Annotated in this window: 24 protein-coding genes; 9 read left to right on the top strand and 15 right to left on the bottom strand. The window is 36.5% G+C overall.

Going from position 1 to position 23948, the window contains the following annotated elements:
• Positions 1 to 304 precede the first annotated feature (304 nt).
• On the bottom strand, positions 305 to 1087 hold the full coding sequence (dapF, locus tag ASE74_RS11940; RefSeq protein ID WP_055909041.1) for a diaminopimelate epimerase: 783 nt from the start codon (positions 1085 to 1087) through the stop codon (positions 305 to 307).
• Between the two features lie 384 nt (positions 1088 to 1471).
• On the opposite strand from dapF, the gene ASE74_RS11935 reads away from it, so the two are divergent.
• From ASE74_RS11935 to ASE74_RS11925, 3 genes are all read left to right on the top strand, one after another.
• Entirely contained in the window at positions 1472 to 3022 is a 1551-nt protein-coding gene (locus ASE74_RS11935; RefSeq protein ID WP_055909038.1) for a trypsin-like peptidase domain-containing protein, read from the top strand.
• Positions 3023 to 3519: 497 nt separating this feature from the next.
• Complete coding sequence (locus ASE74_RS11930; protein WP_055909035.1) at positions 3520 to 4020, top strand: hypothetical protein; 501 nt, start codon at positions 3520 to 3522, stop codon at positions 4018 to 4020.
• Positions 4021 to 4331: 311 nt separating this feature from the next.
• The gene (locus ASE74_RS11925) at positions 4332 to 4523 is read left to right on the top strand and encodes a cold-shock protein (RefSeq protein ID WP_010599638.1); all 192 of its coding nucleotides are present in this window, start codon (positions 4332 to 4334) and stop codon (positions 4521 to 4523) included.
• Positions 4524 to 4609: 86 nt separating this feature from the next.
• Here the strand turns inward: ASE74_RS11925 and ASE74_RS11920 are convergent, their stop codons facing one another.
• Complete coding sequence (locus tag ASE74_RS11920) at positions 4610 to 5731, bottom strand: thioredoxin family protein (protein ID WP_055909032.1); 1122 nt, start codon at positions 5729 to 5731, stop codon at positions 4610 to 4612.
• Positions 5732 to 6251: 520 nt separating this feature from the next.
• Here ASE74_RS11920 and ASE74_RS11915 point away from each other — a divergent pair.
• The 3 genes from ASE74_RS11915 (at position 6252) to ASE74_RS11905 (ending at position 9783) form a co-directional block, all read left to right on the top strand.
• Entirely contained in the window at positions 6252 to 6932 is a 681-nt protein-coding gene (locus ASE74_RS11915) for a succinate dehydrogenase cytochrome b subunit (RefSeq protein WP_055909029.1), read from the top strand.
• Positions 6933 to 6951: 19 nt separating this feature from the next.
• The gene (locus ASE74_RS11910) at positions 6952 to 8931 is read left to right on the top strand and encodes a fumarate reductase/succinate dehydrogenase flavoprotein subunit (protein ID WP_055909025.1); all 1980 of its coding nucleotides are present in this window, start codon (positions 6952 to 6954) and stop codon (positions 8929 to 8931) included.
• An 81-nt stretch (positions 8932 to 9012) separates the two neighbouring features.
• On the top strand, positions 9013 to 9783 hold the full coding sequence (locus ASE74_RS11905) for a succinate dehydrogenase/fumarate reductase iron-sulfur subunit (protein WP_055909023.1): 771 nt from the start codon (positions 9013 to 9015) through the stop codon (positions 9781 to 9783).
• A 486-nt stretch (positions 9784 to 10269) separates the two neighbouring features.
• On the opposite strand, the gene ASE74_RS11900 is transcribed toward ASE74_RS11905, so the two are convergent.
• From ASE74_RS11900 to ASE74_RS11865, 8 genes are all read right to left on the bottom strand, one after another.
• Positions 10270 to 10668, bottom strand: coding sequence for an energy transducer TonB (locus ASE74_RS11900; protein ID WP_055909015.1), 399 nt, complete (start codon positions 10666 to 10668; stop codon positions 10270 to 10272).
• A gap of 24 nt (positions 10669 to 10692) precedes the next feature.
• Entirely contained in the window at positions 10693 to 11319 is a 627-nt protein-coding gene (locus ASE74_RS11895) for a TonB-dependent receptor plug domain-containing protein (protein ID WP_055909013.1), read from the bottom strand.
• A 12-nt stretch (positions 11320 to 11331) separates the two neighbouring features.
• Positions 11332 to 13317 (bottom strand): M56 family metallopeptidase, encoded by a 1986-nt coding sequence (locus ASE74_RS11890; protein WP_055909011.1) that lies wholly within the window; start codon positions 13315 to 13317, stop codon positions 11332 to 11334.
• Complete coding sequence (locus tag ASE74_RS11885) at positions 13314 to 13691, bottom strand: BlaI/MecI/CopY family transcriptional regulator (RefSeq protein WP_055909009.1); 378 nt, start codon at positions 13689 to 13691, stop codon at positions 13314 to 13316. The genes ASE74_RS11890 and ASE74_RS11885 overlap by 4 nt, the downstream gene beginning before the upstream one ends.
• A 219-nt stretch (positions 13692 to 13910) precedes the next feature.
• Entirely contained in the window at positions 13911 to 14552 is a 642-nt protein-coding gene (locus tag ASE74_RS11880; RefSeq protein WP_055909006.1) for a response regulator transcription factor, read from the bottom strand.
• Between the two features lie 5 nt (positions 14553 to 14557).
• Complete coding sequence (locus ASE74_RS11875) at positions 14558 to 15325, bottom strand: sensor histidine kinase (protein ID WP_055909004.1); 768 nt, start codon at positions 15323 to 15325, stop codon at positions 14558 to 14560.
• Complete coding sequence (locus ASE74_RS11870) at positions 15325 to 16011, bottom strand: hypothetical protein (RefSeq protein WP_055909002.1); 687 nt, start codon at positions 16009 to 16011, stop codon at positions 15325 to 15327. The genes ASE74_RS11875 and ASE74_RS11870 overlap by 1 nt, the downstream gene beginning before the upstream one ends.
• 10 nt (positions 16012 to 16021) lie before the next feature.
• Entirely contained in the window at positions 16022 to 16477 is a 456-nt protein-coding gene (locus ASE74_RS11865) for a hypothetical protein (protein WP_055909000.1), read from the bottom strand.
• Between the two features lie 310 nt (positions 16478 to 16787).
• Here ASE74_RS11865 and ASE74_RS24400 point away from each other — a divergent pair, with 310 nt between their 5' ends.
• Entirely contained in the window at positions 16788 to 17018 is a 231-nt protein-coding gene (locus tag ASE74_RS24400) for a response regulator transcription factor (RefSeq protein WP_082458749.1), read from the top strand.
• Positions 17019 to 17117: 99 nt separating this feature from the next.
• Here the strand turns inward: ASE74_RS24400 and ASE74_RS11860 are convergent, their stop codons facing one another.
• The 4 genes from ASE74_RS11860 to ASE74_RS11845 form a co-directional block, all read right to left on the bottom strand.
• On the bottom strand, positions 17118 to 18686 hold the full coding sequence (locus ASE74_RS11860; protein WP_055908997.1) for a M20/M25/M40 family metallo-hydrolase: 1569 nt from the start codon (positions 18684 to 18686) through the stop codon (positions 17118 to 17120).
• A 106-nt stretch (positions 18687 to 18792) separates the two neighbouring features.
• Positions 18793 to 19590, bottom strand: coding sequence for an ABC transporter permease (locus tag ASE74_RS11855; RefSeq protein WP_055908995.1), 798 nt, complete (start codon positions 19588 to 19590; stop codon positions 18793 to 18795).
• Between the two features lies 1 nt (position 19591).
• The gene (locus ASE74_RS11850) at positions 19592 to 20500 is read right to left on the bottom strand and encodes an ABC transporter ATP-binding protein (RefSeq protein WP_055908993.1); all 909 of its coding nucleotides are present in this window, start codon (positions 20498 to 20500) and stop codon (positions 19592 to 19594) included.
• A 5-nt stretch (positions 20501 to 20505) separates the two neighbouring features.
• Positions 20506 to 20763 (bottom strand): hypothetical protein, encoded by a 258-nt coding sequence (locus ASE74_RS11845; RefSeq protein WP_055908989.1) that lies wholly within the window; start codon positions 20761 to 20763, stop codon positions 20506 to 20508.
• 262 nt (positions 20764 to 21025) lie between these two features.
• Between ASE74_RS11845 and ASE74_RS11840 the strand changes: the two genes are divergently transcribed.
• Both ASE74_RS11840 and ASE74_RS11835 read left to right on the top strand, forming a co-directional pair.
• On the top strand, positions 21026 to 22060 hold the full coding sequence (locus ASE74_RS11840) for a sensor histidine kinase (protein WP_235526070.1): 1035 nt from the start codon (positions 21026 to 21028) through the stop codon (positions 22058 to 22060).
• 49 nt (positions 22061 to 22109) lie between these two features.
• Positions 22110 to 22859 (top strand): LytTR family DNA-binding domain-containing protein, encoded by a 750-nt coding sequence (locus ASE74_RS11835; protein ID WP_055908986.1) that lies wholly within the window; start codon positions 22110 to 22112, stop codon positions 22857 to 22859.
• Positions 22860 to 23173: 314 nt separating this feature from the next.
• Here the strand turns inward: ASE74_RS11835 and ASE74_RS11830 are convergent, their stop codons facing one another.
• Positions 23174 to 23932 carry a 1-acyl-sn-glycerol-3-phosphate acyltransferase gene (locus tag ASE74_RS11830; protein WP_055908983.1) on the bottom strand — a complete coding sequence of 253 codons (759 nt, stop codon included), beginning with the start codon at positions 23930 to 23932 and terminating at the stop codon, positions 23174 to 23176.
• Between the last annotated feature and the right edge of the window lie 16 nt (positions 23933 to 23948).

Here is a 23948-nt window from a genome sequence, read left to right as displayed (position 1 = left end):
AAAAAGCGTGTGTAAATATCTTGCGACAGATGTTAAAAGCTGTTAAAATCAATTGAAATATACAGTTTTTATTACAGTAAATGTTGTGTATTTTAGCCAACAGAGGGTGTAGCGGTTGTCTGTTTTACACTAGATTTTTAGATACTGGTAGCATTTAATTTTAAAATCCGCTGGTTTTGGAAAGGAACGCAATAAGCTTTTTTTATGTGAGCAATTTTTATCTAAATAGAAAGTAAGATTGTTCTGATCTATCAATTTAAAAAACCTCGGCACTTGTAATAACAAATAATTTTAAAAAGGAATCCTATTCCACTTCGCCCTCAAAAACCAATTTGGCCGGGCCGCATAAAAATACATTCGTAAATGTTTTACCATCGTAATCAAATTCGATTTTAATATCGCCGCCTAAAACCTTAACGGCTGTTGTAATATGACCGGTTTGATTTTTGTGTTTTGCCATGGCCATAGCCACAGCGGTTACGCCTGTGCCACAAGCATAGGTTTCATCTTCAACGCCACGTTCATAGGTGCGCACAAATAAATGATCGCCCTTATCTTCTACAAAGTTTACGTTAATTCCTTTCTCTGAATATGTTGCATTGTAACGGATACTTTTCCCCTCATGAAAAACATCAAAGTCTTTTAAATCACTTTGTAACGCAACATAATGCGGCGAACCTGTATTCAATACATAGGCATCATCATCTTTGGTAATGGTATCTACATCAATCATTTGTAAATCAACCCACTCGCCATTTTCTGAAATTCTGGCATAATGTGGACCATCTACTGCCAAAAAGTTTGTTTCACGGTCGATAATACCGAGTTGTTTGGCAAAGGCTACGATACATCTGCCACCGTTTCCACACATACTTCCCAGTTTACCATCGGCATTAAAATAATGCATCTCAAAATCGTAATCCTCATGTTTGGTAATGAACATTAATCCATCAGCACCAACACCAAAACGCCTATGGCAAAGCTGCTCAACTAATTGATTATCAATATTTTTTAATGGACTCGCGGTATGGTCTATTAAAATAAAATCGTTGCCTGCGCCCTGGTATTTAAAGAAATTAATTTTCATTTAATCTTCATTTATTTATGCAATATTTGAGTTGCAAAAGGTAATAAGCGGATTGTGTTTTTTAATTTAACATTTTTTAACACAAAACTAAGTGCTTTGAGGATGCAAATATCGTTTATATGGTATTAAATTTGAATAAACTTATAAAAGAAAATTTGAGCAGATAAAAACTGCCGGAGCATTCTGCTTAAATCAAATTGAAAGCGCTCCCGCAATAATAACATTTAACAATATGAAATATTGTAAGCTAAACAAACAATTAGCTAGCAAACCAGCTTATAATAAATCATGGCTTTAAACAATAAATAAACAAATGAACCATTAAAAGCTAACCAATTTATACTTTTAATAGCTTCATAACATTTAAAAACAATATACAAACACATGAAAAAAATATTAGGAATTACCATGTTGGCTGCTTTTATAGGTGGGGCAGCTGCAATTGGAGGTTACAAACTATTTGAGCGTAACCAAACAGGCAGTACAATTTCTGAAAAACAGAATTTATATTTTGCAAATAATCCACTTAAAGTAACATCAGCAGGAGCTACCGATTTTACACAGGCTGCGGCAGCAGTTGCACCGGGTGTGGTACACATTAAAACAACTTATGCGGCATCTAAAGGCCAGGGTTCGTCTTCTCCATTTGATATGATGGAAGACTTTTTCGGTGGAGGCGGTGGCCGCCAAATGCAGCGTCAGCCAAGGGCAGCATCAGGATCGGGTGTAATTATCAGTCAGGATGGTTATATCGTTACCAACAACCACGTAGTAGAAAATGCTGAAAAAGTTGAAGTTGTTTTAACCGACAGGCGTAAAGTTGAGGCCAAAGTAATCGGTCGCGATCCAAATACAGATTTAGCCCTGATTAAAGTTAACGCAACAGGTTTACCAGTGGTAAAAATGGGTAATTCAGATAATGTGCAGGTGGGAGAGTGGGTTTTAGCCGTTGGTTTCCCATTGGATTTAAATACAACTGTAACTGCTGGTATTGTAAGTGCCAAAAACCGTAGTATCGGTATTATCGGTCGTGAGCAACAAGGCAATGAAATTACAGAAGAAGAATACCGCGAGTATCAACGTACGGGTAAAAGACCAGACCGTCCGGCAAATACCAGTATCGAATCATTTATTCAAACTGATGCAGCCATTAACCCAGGCAACAGCGGTGGTGCATTGGTAAATGCCAATGGTGAATTGGTTGGTATCAACTCTGCAATTGCTTCGCAAAGTGGATATAACCAAGGTTACGGATTCGCAATTCCAGTTAATCTGGCACGTAAAATTGTGGATGATTTTATGAAATATGGCTCAGTTAAACGTGGATATATTGGTGTAAATTTTGTGCCTTTAAGTGGTGAGGAAAAACCAGAGGGTATTAAAACCAACGAAATTAGCGGTTTATATGTGAATGATGTTGTTGCTGGTGGCGGTGCTGCTGCAGCAGGAATTAAATCTGGCGATGTAATTAAAAAAGTAGATGGTGTTGTAATTAACGATTCACCAGATCTTCAGGAAAGAGTTGGCCGTTTAAATCCTGGTGATAAAGTTAAATTAACAGTGCTTCGCGATGGTTCCCTTAAAGATTACACTGTTACTTTGAAAGGTGAAGCCAGTGTAGGTTTAACTGCCAAAAACGCAACAAGCAAAGGTGCCGAAGTTTCAAAATTAGGTGCAACTTTTGCTCCAGCATCTCAGGCACAAAAATCTAAATATGGCATCAACAGTGGTGTTGTAGTAACATCAGTAACCACCGGAAAAGCTTTTGATAACATTGGTGTAGAGAAAGGATTGATCATTACAAAAGTAAACGGACAACCTGTAAACTCTGTTGCTGATGTTCAAAAAGCATTGCCATTGGGTAGAAACAATATGGTAAGTATTTCTGGTGTTGGCGAACAGGGTTCATACAACTACAGTTTTCCAGCACAATAATTAAGTAAATAATAGTTTAAGAAAGCTTTCCGGGGTTAACCCGGGAAGCTTTTTTGTTTTAATTGCAATTAAGCCAGGAATAGAGGTAAAAGGAGTAAAAATTTTTCACGTTTCGTTATTGCGAGATGGCTTTTTCAGCCAGCGAAGCAATCTTACAACGATCGCTACGAATTTGTGTATTGGATAGCTTGTTGCATCAGAAGAACCATTCCACATCCGCTTCGTCCATTTTGAGCGAATTAATGCACCCGTTAGGAAACCAACGCAAACCAGAAAATATAATTGAGTATTACCTACACAATCAAACGGCTATTTAATATGTTAAAATATCTTAAATAACCGGCAAATCACCTAATGCTCCGTACTCAAACCAATATTCATGCGTTTTTCATAATCAAGAATTAGTTTTGTTATCGCGATTGATTATCAGCCTTTATCGATAACTACTAAATTATTTTATTGTTACATATTTGAATAAGCATCCAAAAACGAATATTATGGCTTTAGCTCATATTAACCTAAGTGTAAAACAATATTTCAATTTCATGTGTAAAACCGACTTTGAACGACGGATATTTCATGATACCTACAAAGAATTTCAAAAAAAATCTAAAATATACAGCCTAAATCAACAACTCCATACCTTTTCGCAAATGCAGTTTACCAATGAAAAGGCAAATACATTACATCAAAAACTTCAATATTCGGTAATGAACAGCATTGCCGCCCTGGATCATAAAATGCCTGTTTTAAATGACCTGGAAGATCAGCCTGTACTTTTTGATTGGGCCGAGTTGCATATTTATGCTTCAGATCTTTTAAATAAAGGCGCTCATGTGGTTTCTATTACATATACCAGCCCGAAACTTATTTTACACGAAATTGTAGGCGATTTATTGATTTTAAGCTACAACGGGAGCGATCGAACACTGATGGTTAAAATTACCGAAAGCCTTTTGGTTAATTATGAACAACAGGAAAGTATGGCTTATAGCTAATAAACTATGTTATCTTCTCAAAGGTAAAATCAAGAATAATTGAGTAAGTATTTATTGGAATGAAATAGGAGTCGTTTATGGTCGGTTATTGCTGTTTTTAGGCAGAAAAGCAGAAGCGAATACTAATTTTTACTGCTATTTAATTATAAAATCAGGTAATACATCAGGTATTTATTGAGTAAATCGAGCTGCCAAACAGGGCTTAAAAGGCAAATAGTCAATATATTTAGCAATAATTAATATAATTAAAAATAAAAAATTGATTTATAGGTATTTAACTTTATCTTTGAAACAAATTAAAATACAATATAATGCAACAAGGAACAGTAAAATTTTTTAATGAAACTAAAGGTTTCGGATTTATCACTCCATCTAATGGCGATGCCGAAATTTTTGTTCATGCTTCAGGCTTAATCGATAACATTCGCGAGAATGATACCGTAAACTACGATGTAGAAGAAGGTAGAAAAGGCCTAAACGCGGTAAATGTTAAAGTAGCTTAAGAAAACTCGAACACATAAATCGTAAAAAGTCCCGATGCAAATCGGGACTTTTTTGTGGAATTAACTCCGCAGTAAGCATATAAAAATTATCTGCCAGCTAAATTTTTCTCTATTTCACTCTTCACAAAATCTAATGTAAGGTCATTATTGCTTAATACGTTGCCGTTTTTATCAACTAAAAAGAAATAGGTAACGTTATAATTGCTTAAGTTTTTGGCATTGGGAGATTCTGACCCTTTAAAATCGGCATATTGAGGCCAAATTAACTTATCTTCTTTGATGGTTTTTAACCACGAATCACGTTTTTTATCAAAAGATACACTGATAAATTCAACGTCTTTGTTTTTATATTCTTCATAAAGTGAAGCTAAGGTTTGATTGTCTCTGCGGCTCTTACCGCTATAAGATGCCCAAAAACTCACTAGGTTTACCTTTTTCAATACTTTCAAATCAAATTTTCTGCCTTTAGGGTTCTCGCCCTCAATAAGCGGCATTTTACTTCCCGCCATCATTTGGTTAGCCTGTTTTATTTCAGCAAGGAGATTTTTACCTCTTTTCGTTTCTTTTACTTCCTCACTTAGTAGGTTAAAAATGGATAAGTAATTTTTCGCTTCCGAATCCACAGTACCTAAACGTTCCAATAAAAAGAGCGGATGAGTCGATTTTGGATGCGCTTTAGCGAAGGCTCTTATAATTTCAAGTTTAAGCTTGAGTTGTTTTTCTCTCCATTGATCAGCTTTTTGAGCACGTTCCATTATATTGTTCGGGTTGGCCTGATCAAGATCTACCTCGGCTTTACTTAAACTATCAAGTATATCTTTACTCATGTTATCTGAAAGTTTGTAAAACTCGATAAACGCTTCGCCTTCTTGATCAGGTACGGTTTTAAATGGATAACTATTTGTATTTTTTCCATCAAGAACTCCCTTATAATCACCCTTATCCAGATAAAAGAAATATTCCTCTTTATGGGGCCCATCCTCTGTTTTTAAAATGGCATAGCCTGTTTTCGGAATGTTAATTTTAAAAGTCTGGTTCCCGTTTGTTATGTTTTCAACTTTTAGTGTTTCACTGTTTTCTGCACTTTGAATGGTAATTACGGCATTTGGACCAAAGTTTTTGGTTTCCAGATTAAAAGTAGCCGGAGCAGGATCGCAACCTGAGCATAAAATGGCCAGGAGCACAATAAAATAGAGCAGCTTTTTCATGTTAATTATTTGGTAAGGCAATATAACGAAAAGATTAGTTATGTTGGGTGTTTAGGGTTTCTTAAATTTTAACCATTAAGGAATTCATAACCCAATATTGCAACTGCCGTCACCCTGAGTTTATTTCAGGGATTTATAAAGGATAGTTGCTGAAATAAATTCAGCATGACGATCTGGGTGATATCTTTATCTATAAATTTCAAAACTATCGTTACCCTGAATTTATTTCAGGGCCTTTATAAAGGATAGTTGCTATAATAATTTCAGCATGACGATCTGGTCAATATCTTTATCCATAAATTTCAAAACTATCGTCATCCTGAATTTATTCCAGGGACTTATATAGGATAGTTGCTGAAATAAATTCAGCATGACGGTATGGGTATAATTTCAATTATTTCCTATTCTGCTTTAGAATGTTTCTAAATAAATGTTTTATCGTTGTTTTGTCATAATCGTTTATAAATTAAACTCATAATTAGATACTTTTGCAAGAAATTTAGATATAAATCCTAATCAAATGAGTGGTTTCGGAAATGCACTTTCTTCATCAATAGGAAGAAAATACGTTATGGGTATTACAGGAATATTCCTGATACTCTTTTTAATTGTACACGCAGGTATTAATTCGTTAATATTTCTTGACGATAATGGTTTGAAGTTTAATATTGGAGCACATTTTATGGCTACCAATTGGATCATCAGGGCAGGCGAGTACATATTGTTTTTAGGCTTGCTTGTGCATATTTATCAGGCAGTTAACCTTACAATTCAAAATAGAAAAGCAAGGCCAGAAGGCTACGCAGTTTACAATGGTAGTGCGAACAGTAAATGGTACAGCCGCTCTATGGGCTTGTTAGGTACTTTATTGCTTATTTTTCTTGTTATCCACCTGAAAGATTTTTGGGTAGTTTCTCGTTTCACAGGAATTCCAACTGTTGATGCAAACGGCAATGAAGATTTATATGCCGTTATGAAAGAGAAATTTCAGGATCCGGTAAGGGTTGTGGCCTATGTTCTTTTAATGATTTCTCTTTGTTACCACTTATTGCACGGTTTCGCTTCGGCATTTCAAACCATGGGATGGAATCATTCAAAATACAATGGAATGATTAAAAGAGCCAGTGTATGGTATGCGCTAATCATTTCGATCGTATTCGCACTCATGCCAATTGCAGTTTATACCCATTTAATTGATTAAGTTTTAGCACAAAAGAGATATGTCAGATATTAATTCAAATATTCCAGAAGGCGAATTAACCAGCAAATGGACAAAATATAAGTCTTCTGTGCCTTTGGTTAACCCATCGAACAAAAGAACTATTGAGGTAATTATTGTAGGTTCGGGTTTAGCAGGTGCTTCGGCTGCCGCTACCCTGGCTGAGATGGGTTACAAAGTAAAATGTTTTTGTTTTCAGGATTCTCCACGTAGAGCACACTCAATCGCTGCTCAGGGTGGTATCAATGCAGCAAAAAACTATCAAAATGATGGTGATAGTGTTTACCGCCTTTTTTACGATACCATTAAAGGTGGTGATTACAGAGCACGCGAAGCAAACGTACACCGTTTAGCTGAAGTAAGTGCAAACATTATAGATCAATGTGTAGCACAAGGAGTTCCTTTAGCGCGTGAGTATGGTGGTTTGTTGGATAACCGTTCATTTGGTGGTACACAAGTTCAGCGTACATTTTATGCAGCAGGTCAAACCGGCCAACAATTGTTATTAGGAGCTTATTCTGCTTTAGAACGCCAGATTGGTATGGGTAAAGTAGAAATGTATACCCGCCATGAAATGCTTGAGGTTGTTAAAATCGATGGTAAGGCGCGTGGTATCATTGCCCGTAACCTCATTACAGGAGAAATCGAACGTCATTTTGGCCATGCAGTGGTATTAGGAACAGGTGGTTACGGAAACGTATTCTATCTTTCTACCAATGCAATGGGAAGTAACGTTACAGCAGCCTGGAAAGCGCACAAACAAGGTGCTTATTTTGCAAACCCTTGCTATACGCAAATCCACCCAACCTGTATCCCTGTTTCAGGAGATCACCAATCAAAATTAACCCTGATGTCAGAGTCGTTGCGTAACGATGGACGTATCTGGGTACCAAAAAAGAAAGATGATAACCGTAAAGCTTCAGAAATTCCTGAAGATGAAAGAGATTATTATTTAGAGCGCCGTTATCCTGCATTCGGTAACCTTGTTCCACGTGATGTGGCTTCACGTGCTGCTAAAGAACGTTGTGATGCAGGTTATGGTGTAGGTGCTTCCAAATTAGCAGTATATCTTGATTTTAAAGCCAACACAGAACGTTACGGTAAAATCGAAGCTTCAAAAGCTGGTAACCATAATCCTGATAAAGAAACCTGCATGCGCTTAGGTACTGAGGTAATTAAAGCGAAATATGGTAACCTGTTCGATATGTATGCGCAAATTACAGGTGAAAATCCTTACGAAACACCAATGCGTATCTATCCTGCAGTTCACTATACCATGGGCGGACTTTGGGTTGATTATAACTTAATGACATCGGTGCCAGGTTTATACTGTACAGGTGAGGCTAACTTCTCCGATCACGGTGCCAACCGTTTAGGTGCATCTGCTTTAATGCAGGGTTTAGCTGATGGTTATTTTGTTCTACCTTACACAATTGGTGCTTATTTATCAAAAGAAATTTCGGTAAAGGCAATTTCAACCGATCACCCTGCGTTTGTAGAGGCCGAGGAAAGAGCAGTTGGTATTTTAAACACTCTAATCAATATCAAAGGAACCAAAACAGTAGATCATTTCCACAAACGTTTAGGCCACATCATGTGGGAAAAATGTGGTATGGCACGTAACGAAAAAGGTTTAAATGAAGCCATTCAGGAAATCAGGGCCTTGCGTCATGAATTCTGGAGTGATGTTCGTGTGCCGGGTACTGCTGATGAGTTAAACACTGAATTGGAAAAAGCTGGTCGTGTTGCCGATTTTATCGAGCTTGGCGAGTTAATGTGTATTGATGCTTTAAACCGTAACGAAAGTTGTGGTGGTCACTTCCGTGAAGAGTATCAAACCGAAGAAGGTGAAGCCCTGCGTGATGATGAAAATTTTGCATACGTAGCCGCTTGGGAATTTAAAGAAGGTGTAAACTTCGAACTTCATAAAGAAGAATTGAAGTTTGAAAATATTAAAGTAGCACAAAGAAGTTATAAATAGATAAGAGATGTAAGATGTGAGGCATGAGATGAAAATCTTGGTTCCCATATCTAATATCTCAAATCTCAAATCTGAGATACAATGAGTACAGGAAATATGAACTTAACGCTAAAAGTTTGGCGTCAAAAAAATAACAAAACCAAAGGTGCTTTGGTAGATTATAAATTGGCCGATATTTCACCGGATATGTCTTTCTTAGAGATGTTCGATGTATTGAACGAGCAATTAATCACTAAAGGCGAAGAGCCTGTTGTATTTGACCACGATTGCCGCGAAGGTATCTGCGGAATGTGTTCAATGTACATTAACGGCCGTCCGCACGGACCTAAAGACTTGGTAACTACATGCCAGTTGCATATGCGTTCTTTCAAAGATGGCGATACCATCGTTGTTGAGCCTTGGAGAGCAGCAGCTTTTCCGGTAGTAAAAGATTTAACAGTAGATCGTTCTGCATTTGATAGGGTTATTGCTGCCGGTGGTTTTATTTCGGTAAACACGGGTAATGCTCAGGATGCAAACAATTTGCCTATTCCTAAAATGCAGGCAGATGCTGCTTTTGAAGCGGCGGCTTGTATTGGTTGTGGTGCTTGTGTGGCTACTTGTAAAAATGCTTCAGCAATGCTTTTCGTGTCGGCTAAAATCTCTCAATTGGCATTGTTACCACAAGGTCAGCCAGAGCGTTACCGCAGGGTACAGAGCATGGTTGCACAAATGGATGCAGAAGGTTTTGGTAACTGTACCAATACTGGTGCCTGCGAGGCCGAATGCCCTAAAGGAATCTCTTTGGAAAACATTGCCCGCATGAACCGTGATTTTGCATCTGCAAAATTCATTTCTGAGGAAACAATTTAAAGATATACTGTGCATCCGGTTTAAACACCGGATTCTTGAGCCTCCACGTTGTGGGGGCTTTCTAGTTTTGGCTCTTTTTTGAAAGCTAAGAAGAATTAATAAAGAGGTGAAATATGAACTAAAAGTATTTTAAACTTCTAAATGACTGAAAATTATAATGGACTAAACTATAGTGATCTCTTGGTTAATATGAGCTGAAAATAATGTGGAATTTAACATTTACATCATGTTTTGAAAACATACGAAACTTGATCTTTTAAAACTGAAACCTTGTACAACAAAGCAAGCTCAAAATAAAAGTTTGCGAAAGTTACAATATTCCTATGTTAGCATATTAAAATTTTGCTTAATTAAAAATTATATTCTGTAATATTTGTATATACATTAAAATTTTCGTAAATTTAGTCTTCCGAGACAGGAGAGAAAACATAAAACCCCGGCAATTTTTGCTGGGGTTTTGTGTTTATTCAGATTACCGTTTGATTTTTATTTCATGCTGAAATTAACATTGATGTTGTATTTTACACGAACCGGTCTTCCATTTATTAAGCCGGGGTTCCACCTTGGCGATTTTTCTAAAACTCTTAATGCTTCCGCATCTGTTTCAGGGGTTAGGCTTCTGGTAACTTTAACATCAGTTAACTGGCCATCCTTTTCCACTACGAATGAAACGAATACTTTTCCCTGTGTGCTGTTTCTTTTGGCTACCTCAGGATACTTTATTTCACGGCCCAGGTATTCATAAAATTTCTTGATTCCTCCAGGGTAATCTGGCGTTTTCTCTAAAGAGGTAAAATCGTAAACTTTATCAGGATTGTTTTGTGCTTTTGCCTGGTTAAAACACATGGCGATGCCCATTAGGGCTAAAAAGATTAGCTTTCTCATTGTTTTATATTAAAAGGTTAGGGATTAATTTTTCTTGGAGGTTGCTTTATTGGTTGTGATAATAATTACACCATTTTTGCCTTTATCGCCGTATAAAGTTGTGGCCGACGAATCTTTAAGAACTTCTACTGACTTAATAGATTGTTCATTTATTTTAGGATCAGCAACTTCTTTACCATCAATAATATACAGCATTTTTGCTTTTGGATCGAAATCTCTATTTAACAGGTATCGCTTTTTAACAGGTAATTGGCCATTGGGCATTGGATTTACCTTAAATCCCGTTACTTTTCCATTCAAATGCAGATCTACAGGTTTTATAGGTTTAGCCTTTATAATGCTGTTACCTGTTGAATCGGTGTTTTTGGTTTCTATTTCTATAACTCCCGCAAAGCCGTCTGCTCCGTACTTTGCAATCGCAGAACTATCTTTTAATATGGTAACGGCTTTAATATTGGTAGGATCAAGATCCTTTACCGATGATATACCCCTTAAAACTTGCTTAGTCCCATTCACCACCATTAATGGTTCAGTAGCGGTAAGATATGTACTATTTAACTTAATTTTAGGTGTTTTGGTACTGTCGGCCTTTTGGGCAAAACCAGCTAAAGTAAACCCCATCAGCATGGTAAATACGATTACATTTTTCATAGTAAATTTTGATTAGAATCTTTTTCTGAGTTCAAAAAAGTTACCTGTCTTATCTATCGAAAGTTCTTTGGCATCTAACGATCGGAAAGTATTGCTTTTTGCACCCTTGCTTGTTATTAAAATTACGCCACCTTTAGCCTTTGGTCCATACAAATTCATGGCGGTTTGATCTTTTAGTACCTCTATTGATTCGATACTATTTGGATTGATTGTACCCAATTGGCTGTTCTCAGATAATTTAACACCATCTAAAATGATTAATGCATCAAGATTAGAACCATCTTTCAATTTTATCCTATCGGCAGGAATACTACCTGTTTTAATTTCTTTTGGTGTATCATCATTGATTGTGAAGTTCACATTGATGTTATATTTTACCCTAACAGGCTTACCGTTTGAAATGCCGGGGTTCCATTTTGGCGAATCTTTTATAACCCTCACGGCCTCTTCATCTGTACCGCTTCCTAATCCTCTGGTAATTTGAATATCCGATAGCGAACCATCTTTTTCAACTACATAACTAAGGAAAACTTTACCTTGAACATTATTCTCTAAAGCCATTTTAGGATATTTGATATTGCTACCAAGGTATTTATAAAACTTAGCTATACCACCCGGAAATTCAGGCTGTTTTTCGATTGAAACAAAGTCGTAAATTTTATCAGTATTTTCTGATTTAACCGTTCCGGTTTCAGTATTTTTTTGGAGATAAGATATAATGGTAATTTTGTTCAAATTCAGATAGCCTGCTGATTTTGGCAACAATTTATTTTTAAATTCTTCCGACGATTCCGGAATACTAAAGCTCACTGTTAATGCATATTTACCATCCTTTATCTGTTTAAAGCCTCTATATGATAAAATGGCTTTCATTACTTCTTCATCACAACCGGCACCTAATTCTACATTTGAAATGATATTTGTTACTCTTCCACCTTTTAAATTAAACTTTATCTGAGCGTTTCCTTGCACTTCGTCACTATTGGCTGCCGCCGGATATTTAATGTTTCTGCCAAGAAACTGATAAAATCCTTTCCAATTGGGATCTGTTTTTCCATCAATAGAAACCTTTGGTTCGGGAATTATTTCTTTAGGTGTTTCGGTTACCATATCCTGTACCATCTCAATCGGCTTATCTAAAGGAATCTGATCAGTAATGGAGATTAGTTTTTCACTTTTACGCACAGTTGCTGATGAAAATACGATCAAGAGTGCAAACAGTGGGATAGAAATTCCATACTTCATAATCGCGATTTTTTTAGATCGTTCTTTATGAAGCATGAAAATTCTTTTTTTAATTAACGATTTCTCTAAAAAGCCATTTGTTAATGCGTTTGGCGATATGCCGAATGATTTGCTGAGCAAAAGCATGGCATACTCAGCCTTATCGCCCTGAAATTCGGCGGCAAGTTCATCAGCCAAAAACTCATGGATATTTTTAATCGCTTTTTTGTATAGGTAAATTACCGGGTTTAACCAGGTAATTATGCCTATAATTTCGAAAAATAAAATATCTACCGTATGCCATTGTTTAATGTGTGCTTCTTCGTGAATATCAATCACATCCATTTGCGGCAATTCGCGGTCGATTATTTTTTTTCCGAAAAAAGAAAATGCCGATCCGGCTTTGCTTGATGTGATGAGTTTTTTAACTGCCAATAAGTTAAATACCAATCTACCCAAGAAAAACAATATACCTGCACAATAAATATAAACGAAAGCATTGGCCCAATTAAAGCCTGCGCTCCGTTCTGTTACTATTGTTGCCTGTTGTAATACGGCTTCCCAATTTACTGATGTATAAACCTGCTGTGCTGCCTTTTGTTCTGTAAGCCATTCTAAACGTATAAACGGTATGCATAACGACAAAATTCCCGCAGATACCAGGTAAATGCGGTTTAAGGTAAAGTAGGTTTCCTTATCTAACAGTAATTTGTAAAAACCGAAAAAAACAATTAAATATAAGTTCACCTGTAATAGGTAGTGGGCAAAACTCATTTTGGCTGATGTTTAATTTTGTTAATCATTTTTAAAATTTCATCAACGTCGCTTAAATCCAGTTTTTCTTCTTTAACAAAGAAAGAGAACATACTCTCAACCGAATTTTCGAAATAATTACCCAGCAATTTTTCCGTTGCGTGGCGCTTATATTCTTCTCTGCTGATTAAAGGATAGTACTGATGTGCTTTCCCGAAAGCTTCGTGGCCAATAAAGCCTTTCGTTTCTAAGATTCTAATGATTGTTGAAACAGTATTATAGGCAGGTTTGGGAAGGGGAAGCTCATCAATAACTTCTTTGACGAATGCTTTTTCCAATTGCCATAAAACCTGCATAATTTGTTCTTCAGCTTTGGTTAAATCTTTAATTTCCATAATAATTAATAATAATAAGGATGATGACAAATTAAATTGTCTTGACTAAAGTTAAAACTAATTCGTTAGTTATCCAAATTTTATTTGAAAAATATTTTAGAAATCGAAAATGCTGTATTTTTTAGAATGAATTTCCATTATTTTGAAATGGGAATGCAGAAGGTTTTGTATTTAAAGTATTGATAATCAGTGTGTTGATGATTTATCTTTTATAAAAGTTTAAATCGTGATGATGTTATTTTTAATGCCATAAACTACCAATCCGGTGCGTGATTTAATGTTGAGTTTCGCAAAAAGAGATTCCCTATAGTTGTCAACCGTGCGTGGACTTACATTCATTAAGTCGGCAATCTCTTTGTAAGTAAGCTCGGTGCTGCAATGCTGAAAAAATGTTAATTCGCGGGCAGAGAATGTTGGTTTAATATCGCTGTCTTTTAAAGCTACCAATAACCTTCCGGATACCAATTCATTTACAAAAAATCCTTTGTCTACAATTACTCTTATGGCTGCAAATAAATCTGATGGAGTTGATTCTTTGAGCATATAACCGCCAGCACCAGCTTTGAGCATTCCGATAATTGCCTTTTCATCTTCGAGCATGCTTAATGCAAGCACATGAACATTCGGGTGGTGGATTTTAACCCATTTGGTAGCAGCATAACCATCCATTACAGGCATGTTGATGTCCATCAAAATAAGCTGAACTTCAGTATGGTTATTAATTTTGTTTTGAAGATCCACCCCATTAGTGGCTTCAAACATCACTTTAATTTCATCAAATTCTTCCAACAGGCTGGCTAATCCTGAGCGGAAGAGCGTGTGGTCATCAACAATAGCGATAGCGATACTTTGGTTCTGCATACAGTTTAAGGGTATGGGATTTCGATTGCAATGGAAGTACCTTCTCCCGGGGCCGAATTTAAGGCTAATTTTCCATCAATCATCTCAATTCTTTTGTAAATAGAATTAAGGCCCATACCCGATTTTTGAGCTTTAATTTCGTCTGGATTAAAACCTATTCCATTTTCGGTTACTTTTAAATGTAAAGTATCGTTCTGTAGGTAAGCATCGATTTGAATCTGTGTGGCCTGTGCATGTTTAATGATATTATTGATAATTTCTTGCAGTAAACGAAGGATAATCAAGTCTTTATTTGGCGAAGTAATTTGTTTTTCAACCAGTAAATTGTTTGTTTTTAGCTCATATGCGCCAGTTTTATTAAGCCAGTTTATTTCCTGATCAATGGCATTACCAATGCCGTTTTCTACCAATTGCTCACCATGCAAAAGTTTAGCCAGTTCGCGAAGTTCTTTAATTGATTTGTTGACAAGGGAAAGTGAATTGTCTATTTTCTTTTTTGCTTTTTCTGCATCATTTATATTAACTGAATTTAGGGTAAGGGTGGTAAGACTCAGCAGTTGTCCAACATTATCATGCAGTTCTGTGGCAATGCTCTGCATGGTTTGATCTTGTACCTCAATACGTGTTTGAAGCATTTCGGATTCGAATATTTGCTGCATATTCTGCTTTTCCAGAACGTGGTTCTTTTTGTGCTGGTTATACGACCTGATATAAAGTAAAAGGAATATTGGCATCAAAAGAAAAACAAATGATGCCAATAATATGAGTGACATTACTTCCGTTGACGAGCTCTGCATATAAATGAATAGGCCCAGAGGCCATATAAAAAAAAGTTAAGTGTTGTGTAAATAATAGACCTTGTATTGTATTTGCCTAAAAATTTTTGCTGTATAATATCATCAAAGAAATTAGCGAGTGTGCTGCCAAAATAAAATATTAAGGCCCCGCCAACCCACCAAAATGCAGCATGAAATTTTAAATCGATATAATCTTCGTCTTTAAGCAATAAATAAAAATAGAATAAGCCATAAATAACAAAAACCACCGACATTATACTTATGGTAAAAGCATTATATACATGGATACCGTATATAGCGGTAAATGTGATGTAAATTAATATGATTACTCCATAGATTGCAATTATCCATTTTTTGATATCGGCATACTGTTTTATAAAAGTATAAAATCCATAGGTAACGTATGATACCTCAAATAAGGTATAAATGTTAAGCACAAATAGATTTGTACGGTAAGTTAAGGCGCAATACTTTCCAGCAGTTTCGGTTACCATTACGATTACCAGGTACCATATGGTTATTCGCCAAAATGGGTTCTTGTCTTTTGATAAAAAATATATAGCAAAAACAAGGCAAAGCAGCTCGGCATACGAGGCGCTTGTTGGCAGGATATATTTCAGAATCTTGAATATATCCAGTGGAATGTCAATTCTTCCTATCATCTATTTGATGTTATAACATCAATTTGCTAGTATCATCGCATTGTTGCGGGCATAATAAAGCTCTGTTTTCAGGATCGGTTGGTTGTGCATCCTCAACATTGCAGGCAACATCTTTATCAATAAAATAATCCGTGCAGGGTTTACCATCAATTAATTTGGTGACCACCAGAAGTACGGTATTCATATCGGCATAGGTATAAGGGATTTGGTCTCCGTATTCCAATTTGTTGATCTGATCAATAATCTCGCTGGTGTACCTTCCGAAATAGATTCTAATCCCGTCGCCACCAAAATCAATCATTTTTTTTGTTAAGGATGATATTTGTGCCGCAGGAAACCAGGCCGCTTTTGTATATGTACCTTTTTCTGTATTCTGGCTTTTGCGAAAAGCCTCCGTCATCTGTTGTGCAATATTTACCGGGATGGTGTTGTTTTTACCATCCTTCATTAAAGGAACTTGTGTCATAAAGTTATTTGGTTTTAACCCAAATATAGATAATAAGTGGGGAGCTAATGAAAGTTGAAAAATAAATTCTATAAGCCCTCCAAGCTTCACTGAACGATACCGTAAAAATACCCTTTAATTTAGGGCATTTTACACTAGCAACGAATTGCGAGGTACTACTACTTTTGGTATATGATAACAACTTAAAAAAATGCGGTTATCAAATAATAGAGCGTCTACCTATGAAAAACAACTATTTTGAACTTATTTAGAAATAGGTCTACAATGGGCGGCGACTACGAAAAACATTTAACCATTAATTTTTTCAAAAATGGCAAACAATATCCTCCTAAAGGAAAATCACAGTTCGATCAGCGAGAGGGAAATTGAGATTGTACACCTGTTATCAATGGGTTATAACAGTAAAGAAATCGGCGAAATGCTTTTTATCAGTGAGCATACAGTTAATACGCACCGCAGAAATATGGTAAGAAAACTCGATTTAAAAAACTCTTATCAATTAATTGTTTGGGCGTTTAAAGAAAGAATATTATCCCTGTAAGGGTTTCAAAATACATATAACCTCTCAATCTAAATAATAAAGCCTGCTATTTGATCCTAAAGTCAAATCAGCAGGCTTTTATTTTAAGCGGTGTTCAATTTACGGTCTTGCAGGTTGTGGTGCAGGTAGTTCTTTTCTAGGGATTTGTGCTTCGCGTTGCGATGTATTATAAACAAAAGAAGCAATAATTGTTGCGGCCTGTTTTAAGTCGTCTTCAACAAGTCTGTCATAAGTATCCATATTGCTATGGTGGGTTCGGGTATTGTAATCAGCAGGATCCTGAATGAATTGGAAGCCTGGAATACCAACCGCGTCGAAAGCCTGATGATCCGTACCGCCTGTGTTATTAATGGTTACCGTTGTTGCTCCTAAATCATTAAAAGGTGTAAACCAGTTTTGAAAAATCGGGCCAGCGGCCTCATTACCCTGTAAATAAATGCCACGGATTTTTCCTGTTCCGTTATCGAGGTTATAATAAGCTGAGATTTTTTTCTGATCGGGTGTAAGTACCATCGTTTTCGGATCGCCAAAGTGTTTGGTTACATAACCTCTCGATCCAAACAAACCCTGTTCTTCAGAGCTCCAAAGTGCAATGCGGATTGTACGTTTTGGTTTAAAATCTATTGCTTTTAAAATACGCATGGCTTCCATCATTACGGTAGAGCCTGCAGCATTATCGGTTGCGCCAGTTGCTGCATGCCATGAGTCGAAATGCCCGCCAATCATCACCACTTCTTCTTTTAACTTTTTATCAGTTCCCGGTATTTCTGCAATTACATTATAGCCTTGCGGATCCTTATCATAAAATGATGTTTTGATATCAGCTTCTACCTCTACTGTTTTGCCGGCACGCAAAAGGCGTAGTATATGTAAAAAATCTTCTGCTGCTACTTCCAGTTCTGGCGATACCGGTTTGGCATCTAGTGCATAAGAAGCACCATTACTGGTAAAAAATGTTCCTTGTCCGCCACGGGCATAAGTTAAAATTAAACCAACTTTTTCTTCAACAAGCATGGCGCTGATTGCAGCACGGATTTCGCGCATTTTCATCATTTGTGCCATTCTATCGGCCATTGGTCCGCTGGTTGGGCGTTGTCTTGCACCTGCTGCTTGTGGTTTAGCAGCGGCCATTTGTGCCAATGTGGTATCTGCATAGCGCGAAAAATCTGCTTTTGTGCCACTTGTTAAGGGTGCACCCTGATCCATCATGATGATTTTTCCGGCTAATTTGCCTTTATATTTTGCTAAATCGGCTACGCTATCGGCTTTAATTAAAACCACCTGAGATTTAATCGGGCCGTTGGTACCAGGTGTCCAGGCTTTTGGCGATGCAATAATGGCATGGTAATATGGGATGGTAGTTGCGGCATAGTATTTATCAATTTGCCAGCCTTTACCGAAAGTTCCCCAGGCTTCGAGGTGGGCATTTTTTAATCCCCAATCGGTAAGTTGTTTTACGGCCCAATCCTGTGCTTTTTTTAGTCCTGGCGAGTTTGATAAACGCGGCCCACTCACATCCGTTAAATTAAAAGCAATTTCCATTGCCTTGGAATTGTCTAAACCTTCTTTTCTAATTTTTTGTATAACAGCTGCATCTGGTGTTTCTTGTGCAAAAGCCGAAAAGCAAAGACTGAAAGCCAATGCTGTTAGTGTAAATTTTTTGATCATTTCTGAATAATTTGTTGGTTTTAATCTAAAATACACTTTAAACCGTTCCAAATTATTTTCCAATGATATTTTTACACGATTGTTCGATGAAATTTTAGCCCTAAACTTATTTTATGCTCTTTTTAGTCACAATAAAATAGCCAATAGTGAAAAGAATGGCCGCATAGATTAAGCTTGTCCATATTTCTTGGGTAAAAATTGGAAAATCCAATGGATCACCACCTTTTTTTACTTTCGTTATTCTTAATGCCAGCGTTGGTAGCGCGTAGGGGATAAGGTAAGCATATTTCCAGCCTACGTTTGCAGTTATAATGCCCATAATGGTTCCAATAAAACCAATTCCCATTGGCTTAAGGAAATCGCCCCATACTAAGCTTAAAATAAACTGTAATGATAAAATCCCTAATGAGGAGAGGAACAATTTAGTGTAAGAATTGATCAGGACAGTGGAGGGATTAAATTGGTTAAAGTTATATCCGGGCACTAAAACCTGTAATAAATGGCCAAATAAGTAGGTTAAAGTTGCAAAAAGGAATAAACAAATGAATATTAATAATACGGCGTATAAATATTTTGCCGCATAAATAGAAAATTTATTTAGTGGCTGCGCAAATAACATTTTCCATGTATCGTTTTTATGCTCGATATTATTAACTGAGAAAGCCATAAATATAACATAGAAAGGCATAACCAATAAACCCATAACATTTAGTGCTGCACCGATATAATTGCCCCAAAGCATCATTGGTGGGTAATGCCGATCAAGAATCTTCTCTGATCCGGAATAAAAACCAAAGGTAATTAGGCCACATATAATTACGGGTAATAAAATGGCCGCCCAAAATGCTAAAGTTTTACGCGATTTATAAAATTCTGATTGTAGAGATATGAAGAGCGTGTGCATATTAGTTTGTTTTGGTAATATCGAGGAATAAATTTTCGAGATCTTTTCTTTGTTTGTATAAACTGCTTACTGTAAAGCCATTTTTAATGAGCAAAGTGTTTAACTCGCCACTATTTTGCGCTGAAATAAATGGAACCGTAATTTTTTTATCGGTTTTTGTTATCACCTCATAACCCGATTTTAAGATAAGTGCGGTTGCGTTTTCAATCTGATCTACTTCAATTTCAAGCATGGGTTTGCTAAGTAAATGAAGTTCATCGATAGTGCCCTGAAACAAAAGTTCACCTTTATTTATAATGCCAACATGTGTGGCCGTTCTTTCTATTTCTGCCAGTAAATGGCTCGATACCAAGATTGTTTTTTGATGTTTAGTGGCCAGATCGATCATCAGATTACGGATTTCTATAATGCCGTTTGGATCGAGGCCATTGGTTGGCTCATCTAAAAGAAGTAATTCCGGATCTGAAATTAATGCCTGGGCAATGCCTAAGCGCTGTTTCATGCCCAACGAATACTTGCTTGCTTTTTTATTGGCAGCCTCTGTTAAGCCAACAAGGGCCAACATTTCATCTGCCTTTGTTTTTTTTATGCCCAGTAAAATGCACCGGTTAATCAGGTTTTCTTTTCCCGAAAGGTGACCGTAAATAGCAGGCTGTTCTACCAAGGCACCAATACGCTTAAGTGTAGCTATCCGGTTGCTGTTTATTTCTTTGCCGAATATGAAAACCTGATCTGAAGGCGACTTCAGCAGGTTTAGCAAAATTTTTATGGTTGTGGTTTTACCTGCTCCATTCGGACCAAGAAAACCGTAAATACTGCCTTTTGGTACTTGTAGAGAGAGATCTTTTACAATAACCTGGTTGCCAAAGTTAAAGTTTAAGCCTACCGTTTCGATAGCGTAATTATTCATGGCTATTATTTAAAAATAGCGGTGGCTTTTGTTACGATCGTATTTGATGTTTTTGCAGGTTTTATCACAATTTCGGCATCGTTTTGATTGGTGCTTACAGTAAGTGTTAAAATGATCATCATAAATACTGGTAATAATAAAAGTAAAAATGGCGATGTGTTTCCTAACTTTTTCATGATGTTTTGTTTTAATTGAGCGGCTGTGAATTGATCATCAGCCATTACTGCTTGATTATTGAAGTTGATTGCTGATGATGTTTTCATTTTGTTTTCGTTTTGATGATTCAAAGAAACTCAAGAAAAACAAGCTGCTAAAATCTATTATACCAAGTGTTCAAGATTCTAGATCAACGGCCATTTTTGGCGTTTGTCGATAAAATTTGCCTATTGGGCCGTTGGTAGAAAAAAAATGCCCGTTGGTAGATTGTGTAAGTAAATCGATAAAACTTTATTTATTTTGTGTGCATGATAGGATATGCGTCTATTGTACGTATATCAATTTCATATTCCATTTAATATATTTCTAATGAAACAAAGTAAGGGGCCTTTAATCTTGCATGCTATTTTCTGGACAATTATCGTGATGCTAATTGTTGGGCTAAATATTTTTGATACATCAATACATACAGCAAAAGATTATTTTATTAGCTATATCGCATATGGAATAATAAATATTTCTATTTTCTATATTAATTATATTTTCTTGATCCCTGAGCTAATCAAGAAAAGGAAGAAATATTTCATCTACGTATTGGCATTTTTAATATTGATTGCAGTTGCGGTTGTGGCTAAAACAGCAATCGCTGTTTTGTACCCGGATGATGTATTGACCAATGTTAGTGCTAAGGGAAAACGGATGGAGATTCCAGTACATAGTTTTGTGATTATGGTTACTTTCTTATCAGGTTTTTTCTTAATCTGCAGCTGTATTATCAAATTTACCATTGATTGGTTTGCAAGTGAAAGGATCCAGCGGAACTTAGAAAGTGAGCGTCGCGAAATGGAACTCCAGTTTTTGAAATCGCAGTTAAACCCGCATTTCCTTTTTAACTCGCTTAACAATATCTATTCGCTGGCTTATCAAAAATCGGATAAAACTGCCGATGCCATTATGAAACTCTCGGAAATTATGCGTTACATGATTTACGAAAGCAATACCCCAACCGTGGCGTTAAGCAAAGAAGTAGATTATTTAACCAGTTATATCGAACTGCAAAAAATACGGTTTAAAGATGGGGCTTATATTGAGCTTACTTTAAATGGTGAAATTGATAATCAGAAAATTGTGCCTTTAATGTTGATTTCTTTTGTAGAAAATGCATTTAAACATGGTGTGGTAACCGATCCGGCAGAGCCTGTTAGAATCAATATCATTGCCAATCAGAAAATTTTGCATTTTAGCGTGATAAATAAAAAGAACCAGCAAAATAAAGATGCTCAGGGTGGTGTGGGTTTAACCAATGTAGAACGACGGTTACAATTGGTTTATCCTGATAGATATAAATTAAATGTTGTAAATTCGGCTACTCATTATACCTGTGAACTGATGATTGATATTTAATCTGTAAACCAGATATAAATTATCATCTCGAATTAAATAATAACCAAAAATGAACTTAAACTGTATTGTTGTTGATGATGAGCCTTTAGCGCTTGATATTTTGCAGGATTATATTTCTAAAGTACCGTTTTTAACGATGGTTAAAAGGTGCGAAAACCCTATTGAAGCTTTGCAGATTGTTCAGGGTGGGGGAATTGATCTTGTATTTTTAGATATCCAAATGCCTGAGCTAACCGGCATCCAGTTTTTGAAAATTGCAGGTAATAAATGCCATTACATCCTCACAACCGCATACCCGCAATATGCTTTGGAAAGTTATGATCTGAATGTTTCTGATTATCTTTTGAAACCCATTGCATTCGACCGTTTTTATAAAGCGGTAGAAAAAGTTCACAACCAGGTAAAACCTGTTGAAACTCCTGCGAGTGTAGCGCAACCAATTGTTACACCAGCACCATTTTCAGGATCGCCAAATCCGGTTCAGGATTACATTTTCGTAAAAACAGAACATAAGATCCAAAAAATATACTTGCACGATATTTTGTTTATTGAGGGTTTGAAAGATTACATTTCGATTTTTACCAAAGATGAGCGCGTTATTACCCTGCAAAGTATGAAAAAGATGGAAGAGGCGTTGCCTCAGAGTCAGTTTATCAGGGTGCATAAATCATACATTGTAGCGGTTGATAAGATTGAAAGTATTGAGCGTAGCCGCATCACCATTAATCAGAAAATTATCCCAGTAGGCGATACTTATCGTGATGAATTTTTCAGGGTAATAGGGAATAAAAATATTTAGATCATTTGACGCCAAGCGTTTAGCGCTGAAAAGGATACTAATTTTATTGCCAAGGAAGCACAGAAACCACCGAATGATCCTGCCGGATAATTTGTTTTTTAAAAATCAATATAAATGACAGATAAATAAAGCAGGTGAATAGTCTTGAAGTATCGTCATTTCGACCGTAGTTGAGAAATCTTTTAAATTTGATTTCAAATAACTTGGTACAAAGATCTCTCCATTTCGCTGCGCTACCGTCGAGATGACGACCATTCTATTGGAGCCTGTCAATGGTAGCGGAGTCGAAGGATCTTTAAAGAAATTAATAAAAATTATAAAATAGCTGGCTGCGCCACTGGTTGACCTAAAACTTTTCTGATTTCGTTTTCAACTTCCAGCGTGATCTCATTTGGCGTTTTTATGCCTGGTTCAATGGGTTTTAAAACCGTCCATTTTAAGGCGTTGCCTGTGGTTAACGGAAACATGCCGAAGCGAACAATTTTCCATGAATTTTCGATGGCTACCGGTACTACTAGTGCATTAGGAACAACCTTTAAGATGGTTGCGATGCCTCCAAACTGAAATGTTTTCAATTGCCCATCCTTCGCTCTTGTTCCTTCCGGAAAAATAACCGTACTCCAGTTGTTTTCCTTCATTCTACGGCCAAGTTTAATGATTTCTGAAATGGCCTGCTTATTGTCTTTACGGTTAATATTTGCTCCACCGCCCAAACGGAGGTTAATGGAGATGGATGGAATACCTTTGGTAAGCTCAATTTTGGAGATAAATTTTGCGCTGTGTTTCCTTAAGAACCAGATCAATGAGGGAATGTCGTACATGCTCTGGTGATTTGCCGCAAAAATAATCGGTCTGTCGGTTGGCAAATCATATTCATTTTTAAAACTGATCGAATTGAAAAGGAAAACCTGGCAATAGGTGAGAAAAAAATTAAGGATATCTACCGAAACCTTGTGCGCTTTATAGCCAAAAAGCTTAAAACTAAGCCATTGTATGGGGTGGAAGATGCAGAGGGTTAATCCAAAAAAAATATAAAAAATAGGGCTTAAAATATATCCAAAAAGCTTGCTCATCTGGTCGGTTTAATAG

Source organism: Pedobacter sp. Leaf216, assembly GCF_001421515.1.
Classification (GTDB): domain Bacteria; phylum Bacteroidota; class Bacteroidia; order Sphingobacteriales; family Sphingobacteriaceae; genus Pedobacter.
The sequence above is the reverse complement of the archived record's forward strand: the minus strand, read 5'-3'. Positions and strand labels throughout refer to the sequence as shown.

Excerpts from the sequence above, each read along its gene's own strand:
- dapF (WP_055909041.1), bottom strand. The coding sequence starts at position 1,087 with ATGAAAATTAATTTCTTTAAATACCAGGGCGCAGGCAACGATTTTATT.
- ASE74_RS11935 (WP_055909038.1), top strand. The coding sequence starts at position 1,472 with ATGAAAAAAATATTAGGAATTACCATGTTGGCTGCTTTTATAGGTGGG.
- ASE74_RS11930 (WP_055909035.1), top strand. The coding sequence starts at position 3,520 with ATGGCTTTAGCTCATATTAACCTAAGTGTAAAACAATATTTCAATTTC.
- ASE74_RS11925 (WP_010599638.1), top strand. The coding sequence starts at position 4,332 with ATGCAACAAGGAACAGTAAAATTTTTTAATGAAACTAAAGGTTTCGGA.
- ASE74_RS11920 (WP_055909032.1), bottom strand. The coding sequence starts at position 5,731 with ATGAAAAAGCTGCTCTATTTTATTGTGCTCCTGGCCATTTTATGCTCA.
- ASE74_RS11915 (WP_055909029.1), top strand. The coding sequence starts at position 6,252 with ATGAGTGGTTTCGGAAATGCACTTTCTTCATCAATAGGAAGAAAATAC.
- ASE74_RS11910 (WP_055909025.1), top strand. The coding sequence starts at position 6,952 with ATGTCAGATATTAATTCAAATATTCCAGAAGGCGAATTAACCAGCAAA.
- ASE74_RS11905 (WP_055909023.1), top strand. The coding sequence starts at position 9,013 with ATGAGTACAGGAAATATGAACTTAACGCTAAAAGTTTGGCGTCAAAAA.
- ASE74_RS11900 (WP_055909015.1), bottom strand. The coding sequence starts at position 10,668 with ATGAGAAAGCTAATCTTTTTAGCCCTAATGGGCATCGCCATGTGTTTT.
- ASE74_RS11895 (WP_055909013.1), bottom strand. The coding sequence starts at position 11,319 with ATGAAAAATGTAATCGTATTTACCATGCTGATGGGGTTTACTTTAGCT.
- ASE74_RS11890 (WP_055909011.1), bottom strand. The coding sequence starts at position 13,317 with ATGAGTTTTGCCCACTACCTATTACAGGTGAACTTATATTTAATTGTT.
- ASE74_RS11885 (WP_055909009.1), bottom strand. The coding sequence starts at position 13,691 with ATGGAAATTAAAGATTTAACCAAAGCTGAAGAACAAATTATGCAGGTT.
- ASE74_RS11880 (WP_055909006.1), bottom strand. The coding sequence starts at position 14,552 with ATGCAGAACCAAAGTATCGCTATCGCTATTGTTGATGACCACACGCTC.
- ASE74_RS11875 (WP_055909004.1), bottom strand. The coding sequence starts at position 15,325 with ATGTCACTCATATTATTGGCATCATTTGTTTTTCTTTTGATGCCAATA.
- ASE74_RS11870 (WP_055909002.1), bottom strand. The coding sequence starts at position 16,011 with ATGATAGGAAGAATTGACATTCCACTGGATATATTCAAGATTCTGAAA.
- ASE74_RS11865 (WP_055909000.1), bottom strand. The coding sequence starts at position 16,477 with ATGACACAAGTTCCTTTAATGAAGGATGGTAAAAACAACACCATCCCG.
- ASE74_RS24400 (WP_082458749.1), top strand. The coding sequence starts at position 16,788 with ATGGCAAACAATATCCTCCTAAAGGAAAATCACAGTTCGATCAGCGAG.
- ASE74_RS11860 (WP_055908997.1), bottom strand. The coding sequence starts at position 18,686 with ATGATCAAAAAATTTACACTAACAGCATTGGCTTTCAGTCTTTGCTTT.
- ASE74_RS11855 (WP_055908995.1), bottom strand. The coding sequence starts at position 19,590 with ATGCACACGCTCTTCATATCTCTACAATCAGAATTTTATAAATCGCGT.
- ASE74_RS11850 (WP_055908993.1), bottom strand. The coding sequence starts at position 20,500 with ATGAATAATTACGCTATCGAAACGGTAGGCTTAAACTTTAACTTTGGC.
- ASE74_RS11845 (WP_055908989.1), bottom strand. The coding sequence starts at position 20,763 with ATGAAAACATCATCAGCAATCAACTTCAATAATCAAGCAGTAATGGCT.
- ASE74_RS11840 (WP_235526070.1), top strand. The coding sequence starts at position 21,026 with ATGAAACAAAGTAAGGGGCCTTTAATCTTGCATGCTATTTTCTGGACA.
- ASE74_RS11835 (WP_055908986.1), top strand. The coding sequence starts at position 22,110 with ATGAACTTAAACTGTATTGTTGTTGATGATGAGCCTTTAGCGCTTGAT.
- ASE74_RS11830 (WP_055908983.1), bottom strand. The coding sequence starts at position 23,932 with ATGAGCAAGCTTTTTGGATATATTTTAAGCCCTATTTTTTATATTTTT.